The sequence below is a fragment of the Mobilicoccus pelagius NBRC 104925 genome (genome assembly GCF_000247995.1).
Lineage (GTDB): Bacteria > Actinomycetota > Actinomycetes > Actinomycetales > Dermatophilaceae > Mobilicoccus > Mobilicoccus pelagius.
The window spans coordinates 1-26,919 of the sequence record NZ_BAFE01000034.1; the positions used below are offsets into that span (position 1 = coordinate 1).

Genomic DNA, 26,919 nt, shown 5'->3' on the forward strand with positions numbered 1-26,919 from the left:
TAGGTCGGCCGACATGAGCAGGTGACGCTTAAGTGAACAAAGCATGCATGGTCACGCCCCTGCTCCGCGCCGCCCTGTGGCCCGCTGGCGGCCCCCGCGACAGGCCCGCACCGGCCATCCCGGTGCGGGCCCATGCGTGCGTCGGGTGGGTCAGCCCTTCGCGGCTCCGGCCTTCTCGGGCGTGAGGTAGACGCTGGCGCCGAGTTCGACGAACTCCTTGGACTTGGCGGCCATGCCGGCCTCGGCGAGGGCCTCGTCGGCCTCGGCGGCGGCGACTCCGGCGTCGTCACCTCGGGCGGCGCTGTACTTCTCGCGGATGTCCGCGCTGATGCGCATGGAGCAGAACTTCGGGCCGCACATCGAGCAGAAGTGGGCCGTCTTGGCGGGCTCGGCGGGCAGGGTCTCGTCGTGGTACTCCTGCGCGAGTTGCGGGTCGAGGGAGAGCGCGAACTGGTCGTGCCACCGGAACTCGAACCGGGCCTTGCTCATCGCGTCGTCCCACGCCCGCGCGCCCGGATGGCCCTTCGCGATGTCCGCGGCGTGGGCGCTCAGCTTGTACGTGACGACGCCGGTCTTCACGTCGTCACGGTTCGGCAGGCCCAGGTGCTCCTTCGGCGTGACGTAGCAGAGCATCGCCGTGCCGTGCATCGCGATCGTCGCCGCGCCGATGGCCGACGTGATGTGGTCGTACCCCGGCGCGATGTCGGTGACCAGCGGCCCGAGCGTGTAGAACGGCGCGCCGTGGCACCAGTCCTGCTGCATCTGCACGTTCTCGGGCACGAGGTTCAGCGGCACGTGACCCGGCCCCTCGACCATCACCTGCACGTCGTACTCCCACGCGCGCTCCGTGAGCTCGGCCAGGGTGCGCAGCTCGGCGAGCTGGGCCTCGTCGTTCGCGTCCGCCGTCGAGCCGGGCCGCAGGCCGTCGCCCAGGGAGAACGCCACGTCGTACTTCGCGAAGATCTCGCACAGCTCGTCGTAGTGCTCGTACAGGAAGCTCTCCCGGTGGTGCGCGAGCATCCAGCCGGCCATGATCGATCCGCCGCGGCTGACGATGCCCGTCACGCGGTTCGCCGTCATCGGCACGTACCGCAGCAGCACGCCCGCGTGGATGGTCATGTAGTCGACGCCCTGCTCGCACTGTTCGATGACGGTGTCGCGAAAGACATCCCAGGTGAGCTCCTCGGCTTTGCCGTCGACCTTCTCGAGCGCCTGGTAGATCGGGACGGTGCCGATCGGCACGGGGGAGTTGCGGATGATCCACTCACGCGTCGTGTGGATGTCGTCGCCGGTCGACAGGTCCATGACCGTGTCGGCGCCCCACGTGACGGCCCACGTGAGCTTGTCGACCTCCTCGGCGATCGAACTCGTCACGGCCGAGTTGCCGATGTTCGCGTTGACCTTGACGAGGAAGTCGCGGCCGATGATCATCGGCTCCGCCTCGGGGTGGTTGACGTTGGCCGGGATGATCGCACGGCCGCTCGCCACCGCCTCGCGGACCTTCTCGACCGGCAGGCCCTCGCGCGCGGCGACGTACGCCATCTCGGGAGTCACCTCGCCGCGACGCGCGTAGTGCATCTGCGTCACGCGGGTACCGTCCTTGGCGCGCAGCGGGGCCCGACGCTCGCCGCGCCACGCCCGCGACGCCTCACCGCGACGCACCGCCGAGCGACCGTCGTCGAGCAGGTTGCGCTCGCGGCCCTCGTACGTCTCGGCGTCGCCGCGCGCCGCGATCCACTCCGCGCGCAGCGGCGGCAGGCCCACCTCGGGGTCCGACCCCGGGCCTGACGTCGTGTACCGGTCGAACGTCTCGCCGTTCGTCAGCCCCACCCGCGAGACCGGGACGCGCAGCGCCTCGCCGTTCGGTCCGGTCACCTCGCGCTCCACCCGGGTGTGCGAGGAGTGCAGGGCGGTCAGGTGCTCGGCCTGCACCGGGACGTCGGCGCCGGGCATGGGCGTGGGCTGGGGCGTGGACGCAGGTGTGGAGGTGGGGCGGTTCTCGGTGGTGGTCATGACTCTCGCTTCCGCTCGGCCGGGACTCCGGCGGGCGAGGCGAGGTGGGCGACACCCTGCGGGCGCGGCCGACGACGATCCCTCCGCCGGCATGACCCGGATCAGGTGTGACGGTCCGGGACGGCGTCAGTCCCATCTCAGCCTGCTGCCGCAGACACCCGTGGTCGGTCCGCCCACCCTAGTCCAAGAGCCCTCGCGCGCGGGCCGTCTCGGCGGGGCCCGCCCAGGTCCCGGGCTCGCGGATCTCGGCCCTCGAGAGGTCGTCGCTCGCCCGGCGGACGCGTCGAGGTCAGCGCAGGTAGCGGGTGAGGGCGTGGAGGTGGTCGGCGGGGATGCTGCCGGGCTCGTCGAGGCATCCGCGGAGGGCGGCCTCGACGGCGGCGTCGTCCATGCCCGTGCCGATCGCGACGAGCTGCGTGACCGGCTCCTCGTCCCCGCACCACGACGCGGGCTCGAACGCGAGCCAGCCCCCGACGGCCTGGACGACGTACCCGCGCCGCCCGCCGGGCACGTCGACTCACGTGCGCCCCTTGACGCGGTGGACCCCCGCCGCACGGGTCTCGAGGAACGCGACGAGCGCGCGCGGCGACGTCGGCAGCGGCGAGTCGACGCTCACGGACGTCCACGCATGGTGCGGGTGGGAGCAGTGCCCCGCCGCGCACTCCTCGCCGCGCGCATGCGCATGCGCATGTGCGTGCGCCTCGCCATGTGATGCCTCGGCGCCGGCCTGGGGGAAGGCCTCGCCCTCCGCGGCGAGCTCGTGCACGAGGTCCCCGAACGAGAGCTGTCCGGTGGGGGCGGGCCGGGGTCGTTGTTCACGACGCAGGGCACGGAGGAGTCCCGGTCCGTCGTGCAGGTGCGGCGCGGATCGAAGGTCCTCGCTCAGACCTCGAACTGCCCCGGCAGCCACGGCGAGGCGACGGCCGCGCCCACCGCGCGGGGCGACGTCGTCGTCATGGGCTGCGAGAACGGCCCGGTCGTCTTCCGCGACGGCACGTTCCACAAGGTGCCCGTCAAGGGGTCCTATGCACGCACGGGCAATCTCGCGGGGCACGACCGCTCGCCGATCGTCCTCGGCGACCACAAGGTCGACAAGGACGCCGAGCCCGTCGAGCGGCCGACGCGGGTCTCGCTCGTCGACACGCGCACCGCCACCGCGAAGCTCGTCGACCTCGGGTCCGCGTACTGGTTCCGGTCCCTCGCGCGGGGGCCGCGGGGGGAGGGGCTCGTCCTCACCTACGACGGCCGCCTGCGGGTCATCGACGTCGAGAAGGGAGAGGTCACCGCGTCGATCCCCGTCATCTCACCGTGGAAGGAGAAGGACGACTGGCAGGAGCCCGGCCCGGCCGTGAAGGTCGCGGGTGACCGCGCCTACGTCACCGACGCGGAGAAGCGCTCCGTGACCGTCGTCGACGTGCCCTCCCGCACCGTCGTCGCCCGGTACGGCCTCCCCGCGACGCCCGTGGAGATCGCCGTGACGACGGGCAGGCCGCAGGAGTCCGCCGCGGCGAAGCCCGAAGGTGCCGGGCACGGTGACACGCACGGCCACGGCCACGCCCACGACCACGCCCACGAGCACGGCGACGCCCACGACCACGACACGGAGGGTGCGCACGAGCACGGCGACGCTCACGACGGCGGGGCGTCCCACGGCACGGCGCCGACCGGCACCTCGCGCCGCTGAGGGCCCGCGCGGGTCAGTCGTCGGGGGAGGTCGGGTCCGTCCCTGCCGGGGCGGACCCGGCGCCGTCGACGCCGATGAGGTCCAGGTCGTACGGGGTGCCCTGGTAGACGCCGTAGTTGACCCAGTTGGCGTAGAGCAGGAAAGCGTGGGAGCGCCACCCGTGGCGGGGGCGCTGCGTCGGGTCGTCGTCGGGGTAGTACCCGGCGGGCACGTCGACGCGCAGGCCGCGCTCGACGTCGCGTTCGTACTCGCCGGCGAGCGTGTCGCGGTCGTACTCGGGGTGGCCGGTGACGAACACCTGGCGGCCGTCGCGGCTCTGCGCGAGGTAGAGACCCGCCTCCGTCGACGTCGCGACGACCTCGAGATCGGGGTGGGCCTCGACGTCGGCGACGTCCGTGCCCGTGTGGCGCGAATGCGGCGCGAAGAACGTGTCGTCGAACCCGCTGACGATGCGGGCCGTCGGCACGTGCACCTCGTGCTCGAAGACACCGAACATCTTCGCGTCGAGGGCGTGCTTGTCGATGCCGTAGTGCCGGTAGAGGCCCGCCTGCGCGCCCCAGCACACGTGCATCGTCGAGTGGACGTTCGTGCGGCTCCAGTCGAGGATCTCGCACATCTCGGGCCAGTAGGCGACGTCCTCGAACGCCATGAGCTCGACGGGTGCGCCGGTGATGACGAGCCCGTCGAACTTTTCGTCGCGGACGTCGTCGAACGACCGGTAGAACGCGTCGAGGTGCTCCGGCGCGGTGTTGCGGGAGGTGTAGGACCGCATCGCGAGGAGCGTGATCTCGACCTGGATGGGCGTGTTGCCGAGGAGGCGGAGCAGCTGGGTCTCCGTCGCGATCTTCGTCGGCATGAGGTTGAGGATCGCGATGGAGAGCGGCCGGACGTCCTGGTGGTCGGCCCGCTCCGTCGACATGACGAAGACGTTCTCGTCCGTCAGGGTTCGCCGGGCGGGCAGGGAACGGGGGATGTTGACGGGCACGGCGTGTCTCCCGGGTCGACGGTGGACGATGGGCGTCTGCGGGTCCGACGAGGATAGTGCGCGGCGTCCGGGATGCGGATGGCTGGTGCCATCTGTCGGGACGCGCCGGGCGGATGGTCCGCCCTCCCCGTCAGGACTCCTCGAGCGGGAACGGCTCGACGGCCGGGCGCTTGGGGGTGCGTCCGTCACCGGAGCTCCGCCCCCGGATACGGCGGACGATCCACGGACGTAGATGCGTGCGGGCCCATTCCCGGTCGGCGGCGATCGTCTCCCACCGGGTGAGGGGCGGGGCGGCGGGCAGCGGCTCACGCCACGTCACGGCCTCGGCGTCGTCGCTCGTGCCGAGGACGTAGGCCGCCTCCGCCGCGATGCGGGCGTGGCCCTCGGGGGAGAAGTGGATGCGGTCCTCGGCCCACATGCGGGAGTCCCGGAGCGGAGTGAGGTTCCACATGTCGAGCACGTAGCAGTCGTGCCGGGTGGCGATGCCCCAGAGGTTCGCGGTGAACTCCGCGACGCGGGAGTTGAGGCGGTGGACGATCGGCGCCTCCCGCACGTTGGGGGCGGTGACGAGGAGGACGTCCGCGCCGGTGTCCCGGATGCGCGCGACGGCGCTCTCGACCTGGGCGGTGATGTCGTCGATGTCGACCTTCGGACGGAGGCAGTCGTTGCCGCCCGCGGAGAAGCTCACGAGGTCGGGCGTGAGATCGAGGGCCGCGTCGAGCTGGGGACCGGCGGCGTCGGCGACGAGCCGGCCGCGGATCGCGAGGTTGGCGTACCCGAACGCCGCGCCCCGCTCGGCGTGGTGTGCCGCGAGGTGGGCGGCGAGCCGATCGGCCCATCCGACGTAGACGTCCGGATCGTGGGGGGAGGGGTCCATGAGTCCTTCGGTGAACGAATCACCCACGGCCACGTAGCGTTCCCAAATTCTGTCGGTCACGTGTCCCCACGGTACGCAGCGGCACTGCGGACGCCTCTCCGGGGGTCTGTGGGAGGTCCGGGGGGTCTCCGAGGAGGCGCGGAGGAGACGCCGGAAAAGAGTCGGTCGGACGTCACACATGGACGTCAGACCTGTCGATAAGGGGGTGTCGCAAGGAACGGGGCATCAGGGGACACGACTCAGCGGGAGGCCTTCAGGGGAGCTCAGGACACGAACTCAGGGGTTGAGAAGGGGCGGGCGCCGTAGCAGGCGCCCGCCCCTTCTCTCGTGCTCGTCACGCCGGTCGCGGGCCGGCCGTGCACGTCATGTCATCCGGTCAGCTGTGACCCTCGCCGCTCGTGTGACGGTCGTGGGCGGGGGCCGCGCGCAGCTCCGCCTCGGAGAGCTTGCCGCGCACGACCTCCTCCTCGACGACCGGCGTGCGGCTGAGCTCCGGACGCGGGACGCCGGGCGTCTGCGCCTGGGAGGACTCACCGCTGCCGTCGGCGACGGGCTCGAACCACACCGCCGAGAGCTTCTGCATCGTCACGAGCGCCGAGTACGGCTGACCGTGCCACGGCACGTCCTCGGCGACGATCTCGCCGAGGTTGCCGAGCCCGGCGCCGCCGTACACCTCGGCGTCGGTGTTGAGGATCTCGCGCCACACGCCGGGCCGCGGCAGACCGATGCGGTACTGGTGGTGCTCCATGCCGCTGTAGTTGACGACGGCGGCGACGACGGGCCGGTCACCGCGCTCGTCGGGCTTGCCGAACCGCAGGAAGCTGTACGTGTTGCCGCTCGCGTCGTTGGCGTCGATCCAGGAGAAGCCCTCGAAGTCGTTGTCGAGCTGCCACAGCGCCGGGCGGGAGGCGTAGAGACCGTTGAGGTCGCGGATGAGCGCCTGCACGCCCTGGTGGGGCGCGTGGTCGAGGAGCCACCAGTCGAGACCGCGGGAGTCGGCCCACTCGCTCTCCTGGGCGAACTCGCTGCCCATGAAGAGGAGCTGCTTGCCGGGGTGGCTCCACATGAACGCGTAGTAGGCGCGGAGGTTCGCGAGCTGCTCCCACCGGTCGCCGGGCATCTTGCGGAGCATCGAGCCCTTGCCGTGGACGACCTCGTCGTGGCTGATCGGCAGGACGAAGTTCTCGCTGTACGCGTACACCATCGAGAACGTGATCTGGTGGTGGTGGTACTGGCGATAGATGGGCGCGAGCTCGACGTAGCCGAGCGTGTCGTGCATCCACCCCATGTTCCACTTGAGGCCGAACCCGAGACCGCCCATGTAGGTCGGCTTGGTGACGCCCGCCCAGCTCGTCGACTCCTCGGCGATCGTCACGGCGCCGGGGTTGCGGCGGTACACGGTCGCGTTCGTCTCCTGGATGAGCTCGACGGCCTCGAGGTTCTCCCGACCACCGAACTGGTTGGGGGCCCACTCGCCGTCCTCACGGGAGTAGTCGAGGTAGAGCATCGACGCGACGGCGTCGACACGCAGACCGTCGATGTGGAACTCCTCGATCCAGTAGCACGCGTTGGCGACGAGGAAGTTGCGCACCTGCGGGCGACCGAAATCGAAGATGTAGGTGCCCCAGTCCTTGTGCTCGCCACGGCGTGGGTCCGGGTGCTCGTAGAGCGGCTCGCCGTCGAAGCGGCCGAGGGCGAACCCGTCCTTGGGGAAGTGGGCGGGCACCCAGTCGAGGATGACGCCGATGCCGGCCTGGTGGAGGCGGTCCACGAGGTGACGGAACTCGTCGGGGGAGCCGAACCGCGACGTGGGCGCGTAGTAGCCGGTGACCTGGTAGCCCCAGCTGGGTCCGTACGGGTGCTCCGCGACGGGCAGGAGCTCGACGTGGGTGAACCCGAGGTCGGAGACGTACTCGACGAGCTGGTCGGCGAGCTCGACGTAGCTCAGGCCCGGACGCCACGAGCCGAGGTGCACCTCGTAGGTGCTCATCGGGCGGTTGTGGGCGTCGGTGTGGCGGGCGCGCTCGCGCATCCACTCGCCGTCGTTCCAGTCGTGGTGCGACTCGTTGACGACGGACGCGGTCGCGGGCGGGCACTCCGTCGCGCGGGCCAGCGGGTCGGCCTTGGCGCGCCAGTAGCCGTCGCGGCCGAGGATCTCGTACTTGTACGTCGTGTTCTCGCCGACGCCGGGGACGAACAGCTCCCACACGCCGGTGCTGCCGAGGGCACGCATCGGGTGGGCCTGACCGTTCCAGCCGTTGAACTCGCCGATGACGCGGACCGCGCGGGCGTTGGGAGCCCACACGGCGAACGACGTGCCGTGGACCTCGCCGAGGTCACCGCCCGGGTAGCTGCGGACGTGCGAGCCGAGGACCTTCCACAGTTCCTCGTGGCGGCCCTCACCGATGAGGTGGAGATCGATGTCGCCGAGCGTGGGCCAGAAGCGGTACGGGTCGTCCTGACGCAGCTCCTCCCCACCGGGGTAGGTGACGACAAGGCGGTAGTCGTCTACGCGGCCGTCGACGTGGGCGAGCCAGATGCCCTCGTGCTCGTGCGTCATGTCGACGCGCTTGCCGCCGGGAAGTTCGACGACGACGGTCTCGGCGAGGGGACGCAGGGCGCGGATCGTCGTGCCGCCGCCGTGGGCGTGCGCGCCGAGGACGCCGTGCGGGTCGCCGTGGCCGCCGCGCACGAGGAGGTCGAGTTCGGCGAGGTGGACGTGCTTGGCCTCGCGGATGACCGCCTGCGGCTCGGGCTCGGGCTCGAGGTCCGTGGTGGCCGTGACCGTGGCGTCCTGCGTCGTCGGCTCGGTGCTCGCGGTGGTGGACGCAGGGGTGTCCTCCTGCGGCCAGCCCGTCCCGGTCGCGCCGGGCGCGGCGTCGGGGGAGGCGGGGGTGGTCGAGGCGCCGGGTTCCTCGGAGGAGAGGGGGGCGGGCGTCGCATCCGGGGTGGTCGCGGCGGGGGTCGCCGGGGTCGGGTCGGTCGGCGCGGGGTGGGTGGGGTCGGACACCTGCGTCACGCTCCTTCGGGCTGTCGTGGTGTCGGTCTGGTCGTTCTCGTGCTGGGGGGCGTCGTTGGTGGGACCCACCGGGTCGGGGGACCCGGCGGACGCCGCGTTCTCGCACAGCGTCGTCACCGCGGCGGCGGGGATGTCGACCCAGCTCGAGCGGTTGCGGGCCTCGTAGGTGACCTCGTAGAGCGCCTTGTCGAGTTCGAGGGCGCGCAGGAGCGGCTCCCGGGAGGGGTCGCGCGGGTCGGGTCCATGGGCGGCGTAACCGTCGAGGAAGGCCTCGCGGGCGGCGTCGGCCCAGGCACGTGCGGCCGCCGGGTCGACGACGGTCTCGCGGTCGCCGTCGGTGGCCTCGCCCGTCGCCGGGGGCCGGCCCGCGTCCTTCGCCTCCTGAGCGAGGGTGCCCGCGACGTAGTCGAAGCTGCGGAGCATGCCGGCGACGTCGCGGAGGGCGAGGTCGGGGGCGAGTCGCTCGTCCATCGGGCGCAGCGGCTCGCCCTCGAAGTCGAGGACGACCCAGCCGCGGCCGGGGACGTCGAGGACCTGGCCGAGGTGGTAGTCGCCGTGGACGCGCTGGAGGTCGGGCCACGGGCCGGTGAGCCCGGCCGACTCGACCTGTTCGATCGTCGGTGCGAGGTCGCGGAGGTGGGGTGCCTCCTCGAGGGCCGTGCGGGCGCGCGTGCCGAAGCTCCGTTCGAGCGCCCGGCGGTCCTTCTCGTCCGCAGGGCGGGTGGGGAGCACGTCGGCGAGCGCGACGTGGATGGCGGCCGTCGCGGCGCCGAGGGCGTGGGCGCGCTCGGTGAAGTCCTCGCCGCGACGGGCCGCGTCGAGGGCGACGCGCCACGCGTCGGCGGTACCGGGAAGGAACTCGCTCGCGAACGCGAACGGGCCGCGCGCGGCGGCGCCCTCGACCTCGGGGTCGCGCCACGTGCCCTCGACGGAGCCGAGCGGCGCAGCGACGTCGGTGTTCCCGGCCCGGGCGAGGGCCGTCTGCAGTTCGACGTCGGGGTTCTCGCCGTGCTGGAGGACCCGGAACACCTTGCAGATGACGGGCTTCTCGGAGCCGTCGCCCGCACGGGTGTCCAAGATGATCGACGTGTTCGACTGCTCCCCGGCGAGGACGCGGGAGTCCGTCACCGTGCGGGTGTCGGCCGGGTCGAGGGGACGGCCCGTGACGCTCGGGTCGGGGGTGTGCGACTCGGAGGCGTGCTGCGCCTGCTCGGCGCCGGTGAGGATGCCGAGGAGGAGGGTGGCGTACACGGGGTCGTGGGGGGCGTCGTAGACGTACCGCGTGCCGAGGACGCTGTGCTCCATCGTGCCGACGAGGGCGCGCTCACCGCCGACGAGCGGCTCGGACCGGTAGGTCACCGGCACCTGGTAGACGATGGGGCGGTCGCCGGAGTCGTCGGCGACGACGAGCGTCTCGACGCCGACCTCACCGGCCGGGTCGTCGAGGCGGTACCCGCCGAGGCGCCGTAGCTGCGGGGTGTGCGTGCCGCGGAACCACCGCTGGAACGGCAGCCAGGCCTCGAGCAGTTCGAGCTTGGACGGGAAGAGTGCCGCGTCGTGGAGCTTCGCCATCATGCCACCTCCAGGGCGAGCCAGAAGAAGTCCCGGGATCCGAGGGTGAGGGTCACCCAGCCGTCGTCACCGGCGTGCGGGAACCCGGAGCCACCGAACAGGTCCTTGAGGGCCGCACCGGCGAACCGTTCGGGCAGCTGCAGCCGCGTCGCCTGCGGGCGGGAGGACACGTTGTTCACGCAGAGCACCGCCTCGCATCCCTCGCCACGGTCGGTGGTCTCGCGGACGAACGCGAGCACGGCCTCGTTGTCCGCGGGAACGACCTCGAACGTGCCGAGCCCGAACACGGGATGCTGCTTGCGGATGTGAAGCATCGCCCGCACCCAGTGCAACAGCGAACTCGAGTGCGCCATCTGCGCCTCGACGTTGACGTTGTTGTGGTGGTAGACGAGCGACTGGATCACCGGCAGGTAGAGCTTGCCGGGGTCGGCGGTGGAGAACCCGGCGTTGCGGTCGGGGGTCCACTGCATCGGGGTGCGCACGGCGTCGCGGTCGTCGAGCCAGATGTTCTCGCCCATGCCGATCTCGTCGCCGTAGTAGAGGTAGGGCGAGCCGGGCAGCGACAGGAGCATCGCGTGCATGAGTTCGATCTCGGCGCGGGAGTTGTCGAGCAGGGGCGCGAGGCGGCGGCGGATGCCGACGTTGGCGCGCATCCGCGAGTCCGGGGCGTACCAGGCGTACATCGCGCTGCGTTCCTCGGGTGTGACCATCTCGAGGGTGAGCTCGTCGTGGTTGCGGAGGAACGTGCCCCACTGGGTGCCCGGCGGGATCTCGGGGGTCTCGGCGAGGACGTCGATGATCGGCGTCGCCTTCTCCTCGCGCACGGAGCGGAACAGTCGCGGCATCACGGGGAAGTGGAAGCACATGTGGCATTCCGGCTTCTCGGGGGTGCCGAAGTAGTCGACGACCTCGTGCGGCATCTGGTTGGCCTCGGCCAGGAGGATGCGCCCGGGGAACTCCTCGTCGACCATCTTGCGGATCTCGGCGACGTACTCGTGCGTCTTGGTGTGGTTCTCGCCGTTGTGCCCCTCCTCTTCGAAGAGGTAGGGGATCGCGTCGAGGCGTGCACCGTCGACGCCGAGATCCATCCAGAACCGGATGACGTCGAGGACGGCCTCGCGCACCTTGGGGTTCTCGAAGTTGAGGTCGGGCTGGTGGCTGAAGAACCGGTGCCAGAAGAACTGCCGACGCACGGGGTCGAAGGTCCAGTTGGACACCTCGGTGTCGACGAAGATGATGCGCGCGTCGCCGTACTTGGTGTCGTCGTCGCTCCACACGTAGAAGTCGCCGTAGGGCCCGTCGGGGTCGCTGCGGGACGCCTGGAACCAGGGGTGCTGGTCGCTCGTGTGGTTGATGGGGAAGTCGATGAGGATGCGGATCCCCCGCGCGTGGGCCTGCGTGATGAGTTCGGAGAACTGCGGCAGCGTGCCGAACTCGGGCAGGACGGCGGTGTAGTCGCTGATGTCGTACCCGCCGTCGCGCAGTGGCGAGGCGTAGAACGGCGGGATCCACAGGCAGTCGATCCCCAGCCACTGGAGATAGTCGAGCTTGCCGATGAGGCCGGAGAAGTCGCCGCTGCCGGACCCGTTGGAGTCGGCGAAGGCGCGCACGAGCGCCTCGTAGAAGACGGCGGTACGGAACCATTCGGGGTCGTACCCGATGCCCTGGCCGCTGCCGGTGAGGTTGGTCGTCATCGGGCGCCCTGCCTCTGCACGTGAAGGATGTGCACGGGCTCACCGTCGACGCCGAGGCGCACGTAGGCGTCCTCGCCCCACTCCCAGGTGGACCCGGTGACGAGGTCGGTGACGAGGAACCGCTCGTGCTCCTCGAGGCCGAGGGCGTCCATGTCGAGATGGACCCACGTCTCGCGGGTGGTGTGGGGGTCGAGGTTGGCGACGACGATCACCGTGTCCTCGCGGCTGCCCATGACGCGGCGCTTGGAGAAGCACATCGTCGCGTCGTCGTCGGCGCGGTGGGCGTGGAAGTTGCGCAACTGGTGGAGCGCGAAGTGGTCGCGACGGATGGTGTTGAGCATCCGCAGCCAGTCGGCCATCCAGAGCTGGCCCTCGCGGTCGCCGCCTGGGGCGTAACGCTCCCACTCGCGGTTCTTGAACTGGTACTTCTCGTTGTCGATCTGCTCCTCGACGCCGGGGCGCGGCACGGACTCCATGAGTTCGTACCCGGTGTAGATGCCGTAGGCGGGGACGAGCGTGGCGGCGAGGGCGGCGCGCAGCTTCCAGCCGGTCGGGCCGCCGAACTGCATGAACGGCGTGAGGATGTCGTGCGTCGTCGGCCAGAAGTTGGGACGCATGTACGCGGCGGCGGGGCCGGAGAGCTCCTCCATGTACTCGACGAGCTCCTCCTTCTCGTTGCGCCACGTGAAGTAGGTGTAGCTCTGCTGGAACCCGACCTTGGCGAGCGTCGCCATCATCGCGGGCCTGGTGAACGCCTCGGCGAGCCAGATGACGTCGGGGTGGTCCTTGGCGACGTCGGCGATGAGCCACTGCCAGAACTGGACCGGCTTGGTGTGGGGGTTGTCGACGCGGAAGATCTTGACGCCGTGGTCGATCCACACCTGCACGACGCGGCGGACCTCAGCGTAGATGCCCGCGGGGTCGTTGTCGAAGTTCAGGGGGTAGATGTCCTGGTACTTCTTGGGCGGGTTCTCGGCGTAGGCGATGGTGCCGTCGACGCGGGTGGTGAACCACTCGGGGTGCTCGGCGACCCAGGGGTGGTCGGGGGCGCACTGGAGCGCGAGGTCGAGGGCGACCTCCATGCCGAGCTCGTGGGCGCGGGCGACGAACGCGTCGAAGTCCTCGAACGTGCCGAGGCTCGGCTCGATGGCGTCGTGGCCGCCGTCGGCGGAGCCGATGGCGTACGGGCTGCCGGGGTCGTCGGGGCCGGCGTCCAGGGTGTTGTTCGGGCCCTTGCGGTTGATCGTGCCGATCGGGTGAATCGGCGTGAGATAGATGACGTCGAAGCCCATGTCGGCGACGGCGGGGAGGCGCTCGGCGGCCGTGCGCAGCGTGCCGGTGACCCACTTGCCCGTCGACTCGTCGAGGTGGCACCCCTCGGACCGGGGGAAGAACTCGTACCAGGCGCCGTAGAGGGCGCGCTCACGCTCGACGAGCAGACGGTGGTCTTCGCTGGGGGAGACCCATTCGCGCAGCGGGGTGGAGACGAGTTCGTGCTCGACGTCGCTCGCGGTGCCGGCGGCGAGACGCTCCTCGGCGGTGCGGGAGGTGTCGCGCAGGCCCTCGATCGCGCGGCCGAGGAGCGTGCGGGCGTCGTCGGAGCGGTCGACCTCGGCGAGGGCCCGCTCGATCGTCCGGGCGCCCTCCTCGAGCATGACCTCGACGTCGACGCCGGCCTCGATCTTGACCGTCGCGTCGTGCTCCCACGTCGCGTAGGGGTCGGACCAGCCCTCGACGCGGAAGCGCCACATGCCGGTGCGATCGGCGCGGATCGTCGCCTCCCACAGGCTGAGGCCCGGGTTGACGCAGGTCATCGGCACGAGGCACTCGGTGCCGTCGGGGTCGGTGAGGACGACGGAGGCGTTGACCGCGTCGTGTCCCTCGCGGAACACCTCTGCGGAGACGACGACGTCCTCCCCGGTGACGGCCGCGGTGGGGTAGGCGCCGCAGTCGACGACGGGCCGCACGTTCATCACGGGGATGCGGCCGAGCGGCCGCTGGCCCGCGAGGTCGAGGACGGGGGAGGTGGGAATCGAGGCGTGGGTTCTCACAGGTCGACGCTATCGGGTGGAGTGTGGTTCGTGCAGACCGGGCGTGAGGTGTGGACGGATCGGCGGGACCTCGTGGGCCTGGGGGCGGGCCACGACGCGTCCCGACCCGGCCCCGAGGACCGCCCGGACGCCCGGGCCCCTCACCGCCGGTCGGCGAGGAGCACCCACATCGAGGAGGCGGCGAGGCGGACCGTGTCGCCGGGGGAGTGGCGGGTCGTCTCGCCCGCGGGCGGTTCCGGGTGCTCCCATGTGCTGTCCCATAGGAGGGTGTAGCCGCGCCCCTCGCCGGGGAGGGGCGGGAGACGGACCTCCTCCTCGTCCGCCTTGCCCTGGAACACGAGCAGGAGCGAGGCGGCGTCGATGTCGTCGCCGACGAGGAGCATCTGCAGGACGCGGCAGCGGGGGTCCTCCCAGGAGGCGGCGGTCATCTCCTCGCCGTAGCGGCCGTACCAGAGCACATCCATCGCGTCGTCGCCCCACCGCGGCGTCGGGGTGAAGAACGAGTGCTGCCGGAACGCCCGGTGCTGCCGCCGCAACCCGAGGAGGAACCGCGTCGTCGCGAGCAGCCCGCGCTGGGAGGGGCCGTGCTCCCAGTCGAGCCAGCTCGTGTCGTTGTCCTGGCAGTAGGCGTTGTTGTTGCCGCGCTGGGTGCGGCCGAACTCGTCGCCCGCGCACAGCATGGGGGTGCCGGTGGAGAGGATCGTCGTGGCGAGGAGGTTGCGCACCGAGCGGCGTCGCCGCGCGAGCACCTCGGGGTCGTCGGTGAGCCCCTCGACGCCGTGGTTCCACGCGCGGTTGTCGCCGTGGCCGTCGCGGTTGTGCTCCCCGTTGGGCTCGTTGTGCTTGCGCTCGTAGGCGGTCGTGTCGGCGAGGGCGTAGCCGTCGTGGGAGGCGACGTAGTTCACCGAGGCCGAGGGGCCGCGGTCGCCCGCGTCGAAGAGGTCCTGGCTGCCCGAGAGGCGCGTCGCGAGTTCGCGGACGCCGTGACCGTTGGCCGAGGAGGTCGCGACGTCCGAGAGCCAGAACGTGCGCACCGTGTCGCGGAACCGGTCGTTCCACTCGGCGAACGGCGGCGGGAACTGACCGGTGCGCCACCCGTGCATCCCCACGTCCCACGGTTCGGCGACGTGCTTGAGCCCGCGCAGCAGCGGGTCGGTGCGCAGCGCGACGAAGAACGGGTGGTCGGGGTTGTAGTCGTCGGCCGGGCCGCGGGCGAGGGCCACGCCGAGGTCGTACCGGAACCCGTCGACGCCGCACTCGCCCGCCCAGTACCGCAGCGAGTCGAGCACCATGCCGCACACGTACGGATCCCGCAGGTCGAGGGTGTTGCCGCAGCCGGTGACGTCGACGCCGCGTCCCCACCCGTCCATGCGGTAGTACGAGGAGGCGTCGATGCCGCGCCAGCACACCGTCGGGCCGTCGTCGCCCTGCTCGCACGTGTGGTTGTAGACGACGTCGAGGAGTATCTCGATGCCGTTCGCGTGGAGCGTGTCGACCATCGTGCGGAACTCGGCGACGGCACCCTGTGGGTCGTCCGCGACGGCGTAGTCGGGGTGCGGCGCGAAGAAGGAGAGGGTGTTGTACCCCCAGTAGTTGCGCATGCCGCGCTGGGCGAGGTGGCGTTCGTCCATGAACGCGTGGACGGGCATGAGTTCCAGCGTCGTCACGCCGAGGTCGCGCAGGTGCGCGACGAACGCGGGGTGCGCGAGGCCCGCGTAGGTGCCGCGCAGCTCCTCGGGGATGCCGGGGTGGCGCACCGTCGCCCCCCGCACGTGCGCCTCGTAGATCACGGTGTCGGTCCAGGACACCCGCGTCACCGGCCGCGGACGCGGCGTGTCGGGGGAGATCACGACGGATCGGGCGGTGACGCCCGCGCTGTCACGGTCGTCACGCACCTCGGGGCTTCCCGTGAACTCCGCGTCGACCTCGTGGCCGAACAGCTCGGGGCTCCACCGGGGCCGCCCGTCGACCGCACGGCCGTAGGGGTCGAGCAGCAGCTTTGCCGGGTTGTGGCGCAGGCCCGCCTCGGGGCGCCACGGGCCGTGCACGCGGAACCCGTACCGCTGCCCCGGCCCGACCCCCGGCACGTGCACCGACCACACGTGATGCACCCGGTCGGTCATCGGCACCCGCCACTCGCTCGTGCCGTCGGCGTCGCCGGTGTCGAACAGGCACAGCTCGACGGCCTCGGCGTGGGCAGCGAACAGGGCGAACGTCGTTCCGTCCTCGTCGGGCGTGGCACCGAGCGGAGGGGCGACGTCGAGGTGAGGACGCATGGGGCTCAGGGTACGGGGGCGTTCGAGGGGGGCGATGCCGCGCGGCGCCGAAGGGTCTGTCGTGCGGGTGCGTGCGGGTGCGGTAAGCGGGCGACGAGGGCGAGGAGTGCCGCGGCCCAGGGCAGGAGCGGCCCGACCCTGCCGGTGATGAGAGCCGAGGTGGTCCCGGCCGCCGAGAGGTCGAGACGGCACGCGATGGGCACCTCGGGAGGGACGAGCAGGCCGGGGAGCGACTCGCCGAGACGGGGTCGGGCCGCGGTGGTGAGGACGACGTGGTCGGCGCCGGTGCGAGGGTTCTCCGCGCCGATGGTGAGGACGCCGTCGTGGAGGAGGGCGGGTCTGGCCCACACCTCGTCTCCCGTCGATGTCGGGTCGAGCGCGACGTCTCCGAACGGGACGCCCTGCTGGGCGCATTCGGCGACGGTCCCCCCGCACGTGGTCGGTCGAGCGACGTAGGGTGCCGGTCCGGTGGTGTTCACGAACAGGCCGACGTGGTGCAGGAGAGTCCTCAGCGAGGTCGCCTCGTGCGCGGGGACGTCACGAAGGAGCATCGACCCCACCGGCTGGGATCCCCCGAGACGCCGTTGTGCGATGCCCGCCGCGGTCGACGTCCCGACCGAGGAGATCAGAGAGGCGCCCGAGGCGAGGATCGCGCCCACGACGAACAAGGCGCGCCCCGAGTCCGCCACGCGGCGGACGACGAGTGCAGTCGCTCGAGGTGCGGCGACGCGTTCGGCGGGGACGACGCCGAGGGCCAGGGCGCCGGCGACCAGGATCGCGGCGTGCATCCCGGCGCGCTAGGTGGCGTCCCCTCCGCCCGTCGCGGTCGCCACCCAGCCAAGGATGCCTGTGCCCGCGACGAACGCCGCCGCTGCGACAGCTCGCCGACACCCCGGTCTGCCCGTGACGCCGGGATCTCCACCAGCTCGTGTGTCGTACCCCTCCGTCGGGTGTACCTCAGCGCTCGGCGTGCCACCGGGGGACGACGACGAGGAGGGTCGGTGGGAGGAGGAACACTGCGGCGAAACGGAGGTCGTCGCCCACACCGAGGAAGGGGATGAGGCGGTGACCCTGATGGACCGTCGCGATGCGGAGATCCGGCGACACCCCCGACGCTTCACCGACTCACCGTCGAGCGTCACCGTGCCTCGATCGGGTACCTGTTCGCCCGCGAGGACGCGCAACGACGTCGACGTGCCCGAGCCGCTCGGCCCGGTGACCGCGACAGGTCGTGGGCCGAGATCACAGGTGACATGGGCCAGCGGTGTGGCGTCGCCGTAATCGACGGTCACCAGCGTGCGGGCGGGGCGGCGTGTGTGTGTCATACGTTCACGTTCCGCGGCGATCTCGTGGGCGGCCGAGGCATGTGCCAGATGTGTTCTTCTTCTCGCCCAAGAGCTGAATGGCGACCGTCGGGTCCTGCGACGTGAGTCACGCGAGTACGCGACTCGTTGGCTCCGGATGCCCTCGTTTTGACGGCGTGGGTCGGCGTCGGCGCGGATTCTCGCTACGGTTGAGTCATGACCGACCCGACTTCTCTGCCCAACTTCCCTCCGCCCGCCGGTGACGCGCCCCTGCGCGGCCAGGTGCTCGACGCCCTGCAGGACGACGGCTTCCGCCCCGACATCGACGGCGACGGCGACGTCAGCTTCAAGGTCGAGGGTCAGCAGCTCTTCGTGCACTGCGCCGAGGGCGAGGTGCCCGTCATGCGCGTCTTCGGCCAGTGGCAGATCGGCGAGGACCTCCCCACCGACGAGATGCTGCGCCTGCGCAACGCCAACGACCTCTCGCTGCGCCTCAACATCGTCAAGGTGGGCATCAACAACGGCACGCTCGTCGTCACCGCCGAGCACATCGCCGGCCCCGGCGCCGACGTCCGCAGCCTCCTCCAGATCAGCACGCAGCTCGTCCTCACCGCCGTGCAGTTCTGGCACCAGATGATGCTCGGCCAGGACGTCTTCGGCGACGAGATGCCGCCCGAGCAGGCCTGACACCCGACTCTCCGTCCTCACGCGGCGTCGCCGGTCGCGACACCCGAGGAGCCTCACGACGGGGCCGGTCCGCACCCGCGGACCGGCCCCGTCGGCGTCCCCGGCCCCCCACGGCGCCGAGGCCCGCCGATCCCGCCGACGCGGTCCGCGTCGCCCCCATGTCCCGCACACGACCCCGGGTCGAGCGCGTCCCCGGCATGGAGGGCCGGATCTCGGGGGCGGATCCCACATGTGGCAACCGCCACGCCGCCTCGGTCTTGGGGAGCCGGGCGCCGTTCCGTAGAGTCGGCTCGGAGTTCCCTCGACGTCCTGCGGGTCCCGTGGGCGCCATCCGGCGCCGTGACCTGCCGTGGGGGAGCAGGCGCGGCCACGCGCCACCGAAGCCAGCACCACCCGAAGGAGAGGGCGCCACATGAACATCGTCGTCTGCGTCAAGCACGTGCCCGACGCGCAAGGTGACCGCACGTTCGAGGACTCCGACAACACGGTCGACCGCACCAGCGTCGACGGCCTGCTGTCCGAGCTCGACGAGTACCCCGTCGAGGAGGCTCTCAAGATCAAGGAGGCCGGCGACGCCGAGGTCACCGTCGTCACGATGGGTCCGGCCGCTGCGGCCGACGCCGTCAAGAAGGCCCTGCAGATGGGCGCCGACAAGGGCATCCACATCTGCGACGACGCCCTCGCCGGGTCCGACGCCGCGGCCACGTCCCTCGTCCTCGCCGAGGCCATCAAGAAGTGCGGTCAGGTCGACCTCGTCCTCACCGGCCTCGCCTCCACCGACGGTGCGATGTCCGTCGTCCCCGCGATGCTCGCCGAACGTCTCGGTCTCCCGCAGGTCACGTTCGCCTCCGAGGTCACCATCGAGGGAGACGCCGTGACGATCCGCCGTGACGGCGACGTCGCCACCGAGATCATCAGCAGCTCGCTGCCGGCCGTCGTCTCGGTCACCGACCAGATCAACGAGCCCCGCTACCCCTCCTTCAAGGGGATCATGGCGGCCAAGAAGAAGCCGGTCGAGACGTGGTCGCTCGGCGACCTCGGCGTCGACGCCTCCCAGGTCGGCCTCGACAACGCCTGGACCAAGGTGCTCGCGACGGCCGAGCGTCCGCCCCGTCAGCAGGGCCTCATCGTGACGGACGACGGCAACGGCGGCGCCGTGCTCGCCCAGTTCCTCACCATGCAGAAGTTCGTCTGAGCAGCTCGACCGGTAGAAGGAGACAAGACATGTCCGAAGTTCTCGTCCTGGTCGACCACGTCGACGGAGACGTCCGCAAGACGACCGCCGAGCTGCTCACGCTCGCCCGCCGCATCGGTGAGCCCTCCGCGGTGTTCGTCGGCGACGGTTTCGACTCCGCCAAGGAGTACCTCGCGTCCTACGGCGCGGAGAAGGTGTACCGCGTGGAGTCCGGCGACGTGAGCGACTACCTCGTCGCCCCCGTCGCCGAGGTCCTCGCGCAGCTCGCCGAGAAGGCCTCCCCGGCCGCGATCCTCGTCTCCAGCAGCCCGCACGGCAAGGAGATCGCCGCGCGGCTCTCCATCAAGCTCAACTCGGGTCTCATCACCGACGCCGTCGACGTGCGCGCCGGTGGCGAGGGTGTCGAGACGACGCAGTCGGTGTTCGCCGGCGGCTGGACCGTCGAGGCCACGGTGACGACCGGTACGCCGATCATCACCGTCAAGCCCAACTCGTGCTCCCCCGAGCAGGCGCAGGGCGCCGCGGCCGACGAGGTCGTCGACGTCCAGATCTCCGAGGGTGCCAGGGCCGCCCGCATCACGGAGCGTCGCGAGAAGCAGACGAGCGGTCGTCCTGAGCTCACCGAGGCCGCCATCGTCGTCTCCGGTGGTCGCGGTACCGCCGGTGACTTCAGCCCCGTCGAGACGTTCGCCGACACCCTCGGTGCGGCCGTCGGCGCCTCCCGCGCCGCCGTCGACGCGGGCTGGTACCCGCACACGAGCCAGGTGGGCCAGACCGGTAAGCAGGTCTCCCCGCAGCTCTACGTCGCCTGCGGCATCTCCGGCGCCATCCAGCACCGCGCCGGCATGCAGACCTCGAAGACGATCGTCGCCGTCAACAAGGACGAGGAGGCGCCGATCTTCGAACTCGTCGACTTCGGCGTCGTCGGCGATCTCTTCACGGTTCTGCCCCAGGCCACCGAGGCCGTCAAGGCCGCCAGGGGCTGAGCCACACCTCACGACGCCGACGCCCCCCGTCCCGGCCGGGACGGGGGGCGTCGGCGTCTGTCGTCCCCGGGGCGGGGGAGTCAGAGGACGTCCGGGACGGAGTCGACGGGGGCGACGACGACGTCGTGCAGCTTCCAGTCCAACGACATGATCTCCTCGCGCAGGCGTGCGATCGCGTCGACGGAGACGGCCCCGTCCTGCGGGACGACGAACACCTCGGTGTGGAACACATGGCCCTGGTCGCGCATCCGCACTCCGGCCTCGACGACCCACGGGCATCGGCGGGCGAGGTCCGTCACCTGCCATACGAGCGGATGCGGTTCGGAGTCGTCGAACCGGCGGGCGCGGGCGTCCATGAGGCCGCGGGTCGCGTTGCGCACCTGGGTGACCCCGTCGTGGAGGACGCTCGCCGAGATCGCGAGCGCCGCGACGCCGTCGGCCCACCACCACCCCACGCCGATGCCGAGGATGCCGAGGATCGCGCCGACCGCCGTCATCCAGTCGGCCTTGTTCATGTCGGCGTCCGCGTGAAGCACCTTGTCGTGGAGGTCCTCCGACAGGGGCATCTTGAGTCGGCCGAGGATCACGGGGCCGATGCCCGTGTAGACCATGACGGCGATCATCGGCCATCCCGCCCACACCGTGTGGCCGGCGAGATCGAGGGTGCCGATCGGTGGATGCTCACCGCCGAGGAGGCCGGAGGCGGAGTCGACGACCATGAACACCCCCATCGCGAGCAACGCGACGGCGGCGGCGAGATGCCCCGAGCCGACGGCGCGGTGGAACGCGTACGGGTGGTCCTCCGTCGGCGGCCTGCGGGTCGCTCGGATCGCGACGAGGAACGCGATCGGCGGGACGAGCGAGAGGAGGTCCTCGATCCACGCGGCCTTCATCGCCTGGGACGAGCCCATGACGAGCGCGACGGCGAGGACGCACGAGGACAGGTAGACGAGCCCGGCGATCTGGAGCCGAACCGCCTTCCGCCTGCTTTCCTGCTGCGCGGCGGGCAGCGTCATGTCACCCAAGGTGCTCCGGTCGCCGGTCATCGCCCCACCTCGTCGAGATAGGTCTCCAACTCGGTCAGCATCGCGTTCTCCCCGAGCGGGACGGCCATGACGTGTGCGCGGGTCGTGTCGTCCGGGCCGGTCGTCTCGGCGTAGGGCCGGGTGAGGGCGGCCCGCTTCTCCCACGGGGAGTCGTCGAGGAGGCCGCCGACCACGACGTCGAGGGTGCCGTCCTCGAGACCGCCGACGAGGCGGGACTCCCCGCCGACGACGAACTCGAGGCGCGCGCCCAGACGTCGGGCGAACCCCGAGAGGAGGTCGACCTCCGACCCGCCCGGTGGCGTGGCGGGGTCGGTGACGACGGTGAACGGGGCATTGGGGGCCACCCCGACGCGGAGGACCCGATCGGACCGGACGCGGTCGAGGGTGCCGTCGGGGTCCGCCGGGACGGCGACCCCGCACCCGCCGACCGTCGTGAGGGCGACGGTCGCGAGCGCGAGGGCGAGAGGACGATGCATGAGTTCACCTGTGGGCAGAGGACGCCCGGCCCGCTGCTCGGACCGGATCGACCGACTCCTACCACGGCGAAGAAGGAGGCGCACCCCGGCGGTCCGGGCATGCGCCGAGAGGCCGGTCGCCCGGCGGAGCGTCACGTCCTCACCCGCACACGCCCGGACGCGGGAGTCGTCGGATGGTGTGAGGCGTTACCGTCGCCCCCGTGTCCACCGCCCTCCTCGGATTCCTCACCGGCGCAGCGCTCATCGTCGCCATCGGTGCCCAGAACGCGTACGTGCTCCGGCAGGGGCTGCGCCGGGAGCACGTCGGCGTCGTCATCGCGATCTGCTCATCCAGTGACGTCGTCCTCATCGCCGTGGGCGTCGCCGGGATCGGGGGCGTCAGCGGGCTGCACCCCCTCGTCCTCGATGCCCTCCGGTGGGCGGGTGCGGCCTACCTCGTGTGGTTCGGGCTCCGCAGCCTGTGGTCGGCCCGCCACGCCGGGGCCCTGGAGGCCGCCGAACCCCGCGGCGCCGGATCGGTCGCGACGACCGCCATCGCCCTCACGTGGCTCAACCCGCACGTGTATCTCGACACCGTCCTCCTGCTCGGCTCGGTCGCGAATCAGCACGGCCCGCAAGGGCGGTGGGTGTTCGCATCCGGGGCGATGACGGCGAGCATCGCGTGGTTCACGAGCCTCGGACTCGGGGCGAGGGCACTCGCGCCGCTGCTCTCCCACCCCCGCACGTGGCAGGCCCTCGACGTGATCGTCGGTCTCACCATGCTCACAGTCGCCGTCCTGCTCGTCCGCGGCTGACGGCTTCCGGCGGGTCCTGCTCCGTTCGGTCCGACCTCGGGTCGGGGCGAGGCACGTGGACGTCTTCGCGACGGGGACACGGGTGTGACAGCACTGAGCCCCGACGGAGTCGGGGGTCATCGTCGGGGCCCAGTGGATCGTGGCGCACCGGGGCCGTGCCGGCCGGTGCGGTAGTCGATAAATACTCTATTTGGGGGTGGGGCCGCACGATCGGACCACGAATTCGTCGATCTTCTTTGCGCAACTTCGCTCACCTGCGGTTCCGTCGGCCGGGCACGGTCGCTCGCAGGGGCATCGACGGCGCCGGCGACCGCGATCGGGCGGCTCCACGAGGGGGGTGAGCCCGCGGTGCAGAAGGGCTGTCGGTCCCGACTCGTAGAATCGCCCCCGTGACGCGCGCAACCATCTACCTCGATCACGGGGCCACCACCGCCGTACGGCCCGAGGCCGTCGCGGCCATGACCGACGAGCTGGGGCGCCTCGGCAACCCCTCCTCGCTCCACGGCCCGGGGCGTGCCGCACGCACCCGCCTCGAGGAGCATCGCGAGACCATCGCCGACGCCCTCGGCGCCACGCCGTCGGAGGTCGTCCTCACCTCCGGGGGCACCGAGTCCGACAACATCGCCGTCATCGGCACGTTCCGCCGTCGTCACCGGGATGATCCGGCGCGCACCCGCGTCCTCGTCGGCGTCCTCGAGCACTCCGCCGTCCTCGACTCGGTGCAGTACCTCGTCGACCACGAGGGCGCCGAGGTCACGTGGATCGAGTGCGGGCCCGACGGCCTCGTCACCCCCGACCACCTGGCCGCGGCCCTCACCGCGGGCGGGGGCCCCGACACGGTCGCCCTCGTCAGCCTCATGTGGGTGAACAATGAGATCGGCGTCGTGCAGGACATCCCGGCCCTCGCCGCGCCCGCCCACGAGTACGGCATCCCGTTCCACACCGACGCCGTCCAGGCCGCGGGGCACGTCCCGCTCGACTTCGGCACCTCCGGCGTCGACCTCATGAGCGTCACCGGGCACAAGCTCGGCGGGCCGCCCGGCATCGGGGTCCTCCTCGCCCGCCGTGACGCCCCCGTCGAGGCCGTCTCCTACGGCGGCGGCCAGGAGCGCCGCATCCGCAGCGGCACCCTGCCCATTCACCTCGTCGCCGGCCTCGCCACCGCCCTGCGGATCGCCGTCGGCGAACGCGACGCCGAGAGTAAGCGACTCACCGAGCTCCGCGACGCCATCCTCACCGGCATCCTGGAGCGCGTGCCCGGCACGATCGTCACGGGTGCGTGGGAGCCCGGCGACACCACCCGTCGCAGCCCGACGAACGCGCACGTCCTCGTGCCCGAGTGCGAGGGGGACTCGCTCCTCTTCCTCCTCGACGCCGCCGGCATCGCCTGCTCGACGGGGTCGGCGTGCCACGCGGGGGTGCCCCGCCCCAGCCACGTCGTGCTCGCCCTCGGCCACTCCGAGGAGGAGGCGGCCGGTGCCATCCGGCTCACGCTCGGCCACACGACGATCCGCGCCGACGTCGACGCCGTCCTCGACGTCATCGGCGAGTGCGTCGAACGGGCCCAGCGTGCGTGGCACGCCGGGCAGGCACGGCGGGCCCGCTGATGCGCGTCGTCGCCGCGATGAGCGGTGGCGTCGACTCCGCCGTCGCCGCCGCCCGCCTCCTCGACGCCGGTCACGACGTCGTCGGGGTCCACCTCGCACTCTCCACGAGTGCGGCGACGCTCCGTGAATCCGCTCGTGGCTGTTGCACGCTCGAGGACGCCGCCGACGCCCGTCGCGTCGCCGACAGACTCGGCATCCCCTTCTACGTGTGGGATCTCGCCGACGATTTCCGTCGCGACGTCGTCGACGACTTCGTCGCCGAGTACGCCGCCGGGCGCACCCCCAACCCGTGCCTGCGGTGCAACGAACGCATCAAGTTCGCCGCGCTCGCCGACAAGACACTCGCCCTCGGTTTCGACGGCGTCGCCACCGGCCACTACGCCCGCATCGTCGACCCGGGGGACCCCGACAACACGACCGGGCGCCGCGAGCTCCACCGCGCCGCCGATGCGGCGAAGGATCAGTCCTACGTCCTCGGCGTCATGGACGAGCGCCAACTCGCCGCCGCGTTCTTCCCCCTCGGCGACACGACGAAGCCCGAGATCCGTCGTGAGGCCGCCGAGCGGGGCTTCGCGGTGGCGAAGAAGCCCGACAGCTACGACATCTGCTTCATCTCCGACGGCGACACCCGCGGGTGGCTCGCCGGACGTCTCGGCGAGCGGCCGGGAGAGATCGTCGACACCTCCGGCGAGATCGTCGGGGAGCACCGGGGGGCGTACGGTTACACCGTCGGTCAGCGCAAGGGCCTCGCGCTCCGACGCCCGGCCGCCGACGGTCGGCCCCGCTACGTCGTCGACACCGACGTCACGACGAACCGGGTCGTCGTCGGTCCCGAGGAGATGCTCGGCATCGACGTCATCGTCGGGGAGAACGCCCGCTGGTGCGGCCCGGCGCCCGAGGGCCTCGTACCCGTCGGCGCCCAGGTGCGGGCCCACGGCCGCGAACTCCCCGCCACCGCGGAGGCGACGCCGGACGGTGAGGTCGTCGTGCGCCTCGCGCACCGCGAACGGGGCGTTGCCGCAGGGCAATCCGTCGTCCTCTACGACGGCACCCGCGTCGTCGGCTCCGCGACGATCACCCGCACCGCCCGCGACTGACGCGCCGAGCCCCCACGACTTTCCGCAGTCCGCGGCCGAGCCCGACGGTGTGCCGCAGTGCCCGGCCCGGATATCCTCACGGCCGACAGCAGGTCGACGACGAGGGGGCAAAGGCGTGAGCACGGCGACCGGTATCGGCTCCTGGCCGGGGGAGGACATGCGCACGGCGCTGCGCTGGGTGCGTGACGTCCTCGGAGAGGTCGAGTCCGACGGCACCCGGTTCGGCTTGCCCTACCTTCCCGAACTGCCCGGCCGCGGCCCCGGGGCCGACATGATCGGCCGCGCCGCGGGGCTCCTCGTCGACATGCCCGTCGACCTGCAGCCCTCCGGGTGGCGGCTCGTCGACCGGCCCGGCCGCGACCTCGAACGCGCACGGCACCTCCTCCGCCGCGACCTCGACGACCTCGCCGAGGCGTTCGACGGTTACGCGGGCCCGTTCACCGTGTCCGTCACCGGACCGTGGACGCTCGCCGCCCACCTGCGACTCTCCCGGGGCGAGCGGGTCGTCGGCGACGAGGGTGCGCGTCGTGACGTCGCCCAGTCCCTCGTCGAGGGCATCCGGACCCTCCTCGCCGACGTCGGCCGGGTGCTGCCCGACGCGACCCCGGTCGTCAAGCTGGACGAGCCCTCCCTGCCCGCCGCCCTCGGCGGCGAGCTCCGCACGTCGTCCGGGTACGGCCGGGTCCGTGCCGTCGACCCCGAGGAGGTCCGCCGCGTCCTCCGCGAGGTCGTCGACGCGATCCGCGGCGCCGGTGCGCGCGAGGTGGTCGCCCACTGCTGTGCCGCCCGCCCGCCGCTGCCGGTCCTGCGCGGTGCGGGCGTCGACGCGGTCTCCCTCGACGTCGCGCTCCTCACCGACCGCGGGTGGGAGTCGGTGGCCGCCACGGTCGAGGAGGGTGTCACGCTCTGGGCGGGAGTCGACCTCGCCGACGCCGTCGAGCGCCGCGCCCAGGGCCGCGAGGGTGCTCATCACCTCGTCGTGGACCCCCTCGTCCGGCGCTGGCGGGAGCTCGGGCTCGAGACGCACCTCCTCGACGACGTCGTTCTCACCCCGACGTGCGGACTCGCGGGCGCCACGATGCCGCAGGCGGTCGACACTCACCGGATGCTCCTCGACGCGGCGCGCGAACTCCACTGGCGGATCGCCGAGTCCTGCTGAGCGAAGGTGACACAGGGGGGGTCACACCCCCGACACGACCCCCCGTCACGGGTGTCACAGGGGGCGTCACAACGACGCCCGTGTGACACCCCGTGTCGTCCCCTGTTACGCCCCTGACCTGCTGTGACACCGTGACACCCACCCCCCCTCCAGAGGAGGCGTCAGGGGCGTCATGGTGGAACCCCTCGGCCCGTCACCCGCTCCAGGTGCTGCACCGGGTGCGAATGTGGCCCTTATGACGTACGACGATTCGCCCCGTGTGGGCCTGAGCGAAGCCGCCGCCCTGACCGGTCTGTCGGTCTCCACGCTGCGACGGCGACGTGAAGCGCTGCGCGCCCACGGGGCAATCCAGAGGGACGACGGATCATGGGCGATCCCAGTCCACGCACTTATAGGG

Annotated in this window: 20 protein-coding genes and 1 riboswitch; of the genes, 8 read left to right on the forward strand and 12 right to left on the reverse strand. The window is 71.7% G+C overall.

Going from position 1 to position 26,919, the window contains the following annotated elements; translation table 11 throughout:
• Positions 1-150: 150 nt before the first annotated feature.
• Both thiC and MOPEL_RS15780 read right to left on the reverse strand, forming a co-directional pair.
• Positions 151-2,013: a phosphomethylpyrimidine synthase ThiC gene (gene thiC, locus MOPEL_RS05835; RefSeq protein ID WP_009481935.1), complete on the reverse strand. Its 1,863-nt coding sequence runs from the start codon at positions 2,011-2,013 to the stop codon at positions 151-153.
• Positions 2,014-2,073: 60 nt separating this feature from the next.
• Positions 2,074-2,185, reverse strand: a riboswitch (TPP riboswitch).
• A 117-nt stretch (positions 2,186-2,302) separates the two neighbouring features.
• The gene (locus MOPEL_RS15780; protein WP_009481936.1) at positions 2,303-2,524 is read right to left on the reverse strand and encodes a CobW C-terminal domain-containing protein; all 222 of its coding nucleotides are present in this window, start codon (positions 2,522-2,524) and stop codon (positions 2,303-2,305) included.
• Positions 2,525-2,773: 249 nt separating this feature from the next.
• On the opposite strand from MOPEL_RS15780, the gene MOPEL_RS05845 reads away from it, so the two are divergent.
• A complete protein-coding gene (locus tag MOPEL_RS05845; RefSeq protein WP_009481938.1) occupies positions 2,774-3,697 on the forward strand; it encodes a YncE family protein in 924 nt (307 codons plus the stop codon).
• A 13-nt stretch (positions 3,698-3,710) separates the two neighbouring features.
• Here the strand turns inward: MOPEL_RS05845 and metA are convergent, their stop codons facing one another.
• The 8 genes from metA to MOPEL_RS18930 all read right to left on the reverse strand — a co-directional run bounded on the left by metA (position 3,711) and on the right by MOPEL_RS18930 (position 17,496).
• Positions 3,711-4,682: a homoserine O-acetyltransferase MetA gene (gene metA / locus MOPEL_RS05850; RefSeq protein ID WP_009481939.1), complete on the reverse strand. Its 972-nt coding sequence runs from the start codon at positions 4,680-4,682 to the stop codon at positions 3,711-3,713.
• A gap of 130 nt (positions 4,683-4,812) precedes the next feature.
• On the reverse strand, positions 4,813-5,619 hold the full coding sequence (locus tag MOPEL_RS05855) for an SGNH/GDSL hydrolase family protein (RefSeq protein ID WP_009481940.1): 807 nt from the start codon (positions 5,617-5,619) through the stop codon (positions 4,813-4,815).
• Positions 5,620-5,935: 316 nt separating this feature from the next.
• The gene (gene glgB, locus MOPEL_RS05860; RefSeq protein ID WP_009481941.1) at positions 5,936-10,153 is read right to left on the reverse strand and encodes a 1,4-alpha-glucan branching protein GlgB; all 4,218 of its coding nucleotides are present in this window, start codon (positions 10,151-10,153) and stop codon (positions 5,936-5,938) included.
• On the reverse strand, positions 10,150-11,844 hold the full coding sequence (gene treS / locus MOPEL_RS05865; protein ID WP_009481942.1) for a maltose alpha-D-glucosyltransferase: 1,695 nt from the start codon (positions 11,842-11,844) through the stop codon (positions 10,150-10,152). The genes glgB and treS overlap by 4 nt, the downstream gene beginning before the upstream one ends.
• On the reverse strand, positions 11,841-13,895 hold the full coding sequence (locus MOPEL_RS05870; protein ID WP_009481943.1) for an alpha-1,4-glucan--maltose-1-phosphate maltosyltransferase: 2,055 nt from the start codon (positions 13,893-13,895) through the stop codon (positions 11,841-11,843). The genes treS and MOPEL_RS05870 overlap by 4 nt, the downstream gene beginning before the upstream one ends.
• 140 nt (positions 13,896-14,035) lie before the next feature.
• Positions 14,036-16,171: a glycogen debranching protein GlgX gene (glgX, locus tag MOPEL_RS05875; protein ID WP_009481944.1), complete on the reverse strand. Its 2,136-nt coding sequence runs from the start codon at positions 16,169-16,171 to the stop codon at positions 14,036-14,038.
• A gap of 5 nt (positions 16,172-16,176) precedes the next feature.
• A complete protein-coding gene (locus MOPEL_RS05880; RefSeq protein WP_009481945.1) occupies positions 16,177-16,959 on the reverse strand; it encodes a hypothetical protein in 783 nt (260 codons plus the stop codon).
• A gap of 9 nt (positions 16,960-16,968) precedes the next feature.
• Positions 16,969-17,496 (reverse strand): ATP-binding cassette domain-containing protein, encoded by a 528-nt coding sequence (locus tag MOPEL_RS18930; protein WP_083841758.1) that lies wholly within the window; start codon positions 17,494-17,496, stop codon positions 16,969-16,971.
• Positions 17,497-17,691: 195 nt separating this feature from the next.
• On the opposite strand from MOPEL_RS18930, the gene MOPEL_RS05885 reads away from it, so the two are divergent.
• From MOPEL_RS05885 to MOPEL_RS05895, 3 genes are all read left to right on the forward strand, one after another.
• Complete coding sequence (locus tag MOPEL_RS05885) at positions 17,692-18,162, forward strand: hypothetical protein (RefSeq protein WP_009481947.1); 471 nt, start codon at positions 17,692-17,694, stop codon at positions 18,160-18,162.
• Between the two features lie 412 nt (positions 18,163-18,574).
• Complete coding sequence (locus MOPEL_RS05890; RefSeq protein ID WP_009481948.1) at positions 18,575-19,357, forward strand: electron transfer flavoprotein subunit beta/FixA family protein; 783 nt, start codon at positions 18,575-18,577, stop codon at positions 19,355-19,357.
• Positions 19,358-19,386: 29 nt separating this feature from the next.
• Positions 19,387-20,343, forward strand: a complete 957-nt coding sequence (locus tag MOPEL_RS05895) for an electron transfer flavoprotein subunit alpha/FixB family protein (RefSeq protein ID WP_009481949.1) — start codon at positions 19,387-19,389, stop codon at positions 20,341-20,343.
• 80 nt (positions 20,344-20,423) lie between these two features.
• Here MOPEL_RS05895 and MOPEL_RS05900 read toward each other — a convergent pair whose 3' ends face one another.
• Positions 20,424-21,389, reverse strand: coding sequence for a cation efflux transmembrane domain-containing protein (locus tag MOPEL_RS05900; RefSeq protein ID WP_009481950.1), 966 nt, complete (start codon positions 21,387-21,389; stop codon positions 20,424-20,426).
• Positions 21,386-21,865: a transporter substrate-binding domain-containing protein gene (locus MOPEL_RS05905; RefSeq protein WP_009481951.1), complete on the reverse strand. Its 480-nt coding sequence runs from the start codon at positions 21,863-21,865 to the stop codon at positions 21,386-21,388. The genes MOPEL_RS05900 and MOPEL_RS05905 overlap by 4 nt, the downstream gene beginning before the upstream one ends.
• A gap of 200 nt (positions 21,866-22,065) precedes the next feature.
• On the opposite strand from MOPEL_RS05905, the gene MOPEL_RS05910 reads away from it, so the two are divergent.
• From MOPEL_RS05910 to MOPEL_RS05925, 4 genes are all read left to right on the forward strand, one after another.
• Positions 22,066-22,659 (forward strand): LysE/ArgO family amino acid transporter, encoded by a 594-nt coding sequence (locus tag MOPEL_RS05910; RefSeq protein ID WP_009481952.1) that lies wholly within the window; start codon positions 22,066-22,068, stop codon positions 22,657-22,659.
• 389 nt (positions 22,660-23,048) lie between these two features.
• Positions 23,049-24,266 (forward strand): cysteine desulfurase family protein, encoded by a 1,218-nt coding sequence (locus MOPEL_RS05915; RefSeq protein WP_009481953.1) that lies wholly within the window; start codon positions 23,049-23,051, stop codon positions 24,264-24,266.
• Complete coding sequence (gene mnmA / locus MOPEL_RS05920) at positions 24,266-25,363, forward strand: tRNA 2-thiouridine(34) synthase MnmA (protein ID WP_009481954.1); 1,098 nt, start codon at positions 24,266-24,268, stop codon at positions 25,361-25,363. Before MOPEL_RS05915 ends, mnmA begins: the two co-directional genes overlap by 1 nt.
• A 115-nt stretch (positions 25,364-25,478) precedes the next feature.
• Positions 25,479-26,522: a uroporphyrinogen decarboxylase/cobalamine-independent methonine synthase family protein gene (locus tag MOPEL_RS05925; RefSeq protein ID WP_009481955.1), complete on the forward strand. Its 1,044-nt coding sequence runs from the start codon at positions 25,479-25,481 to the stop codon at positions 26,520-26,522.
• Positions 26,523-26,919 lie beyond the last annotated feature (397 nt).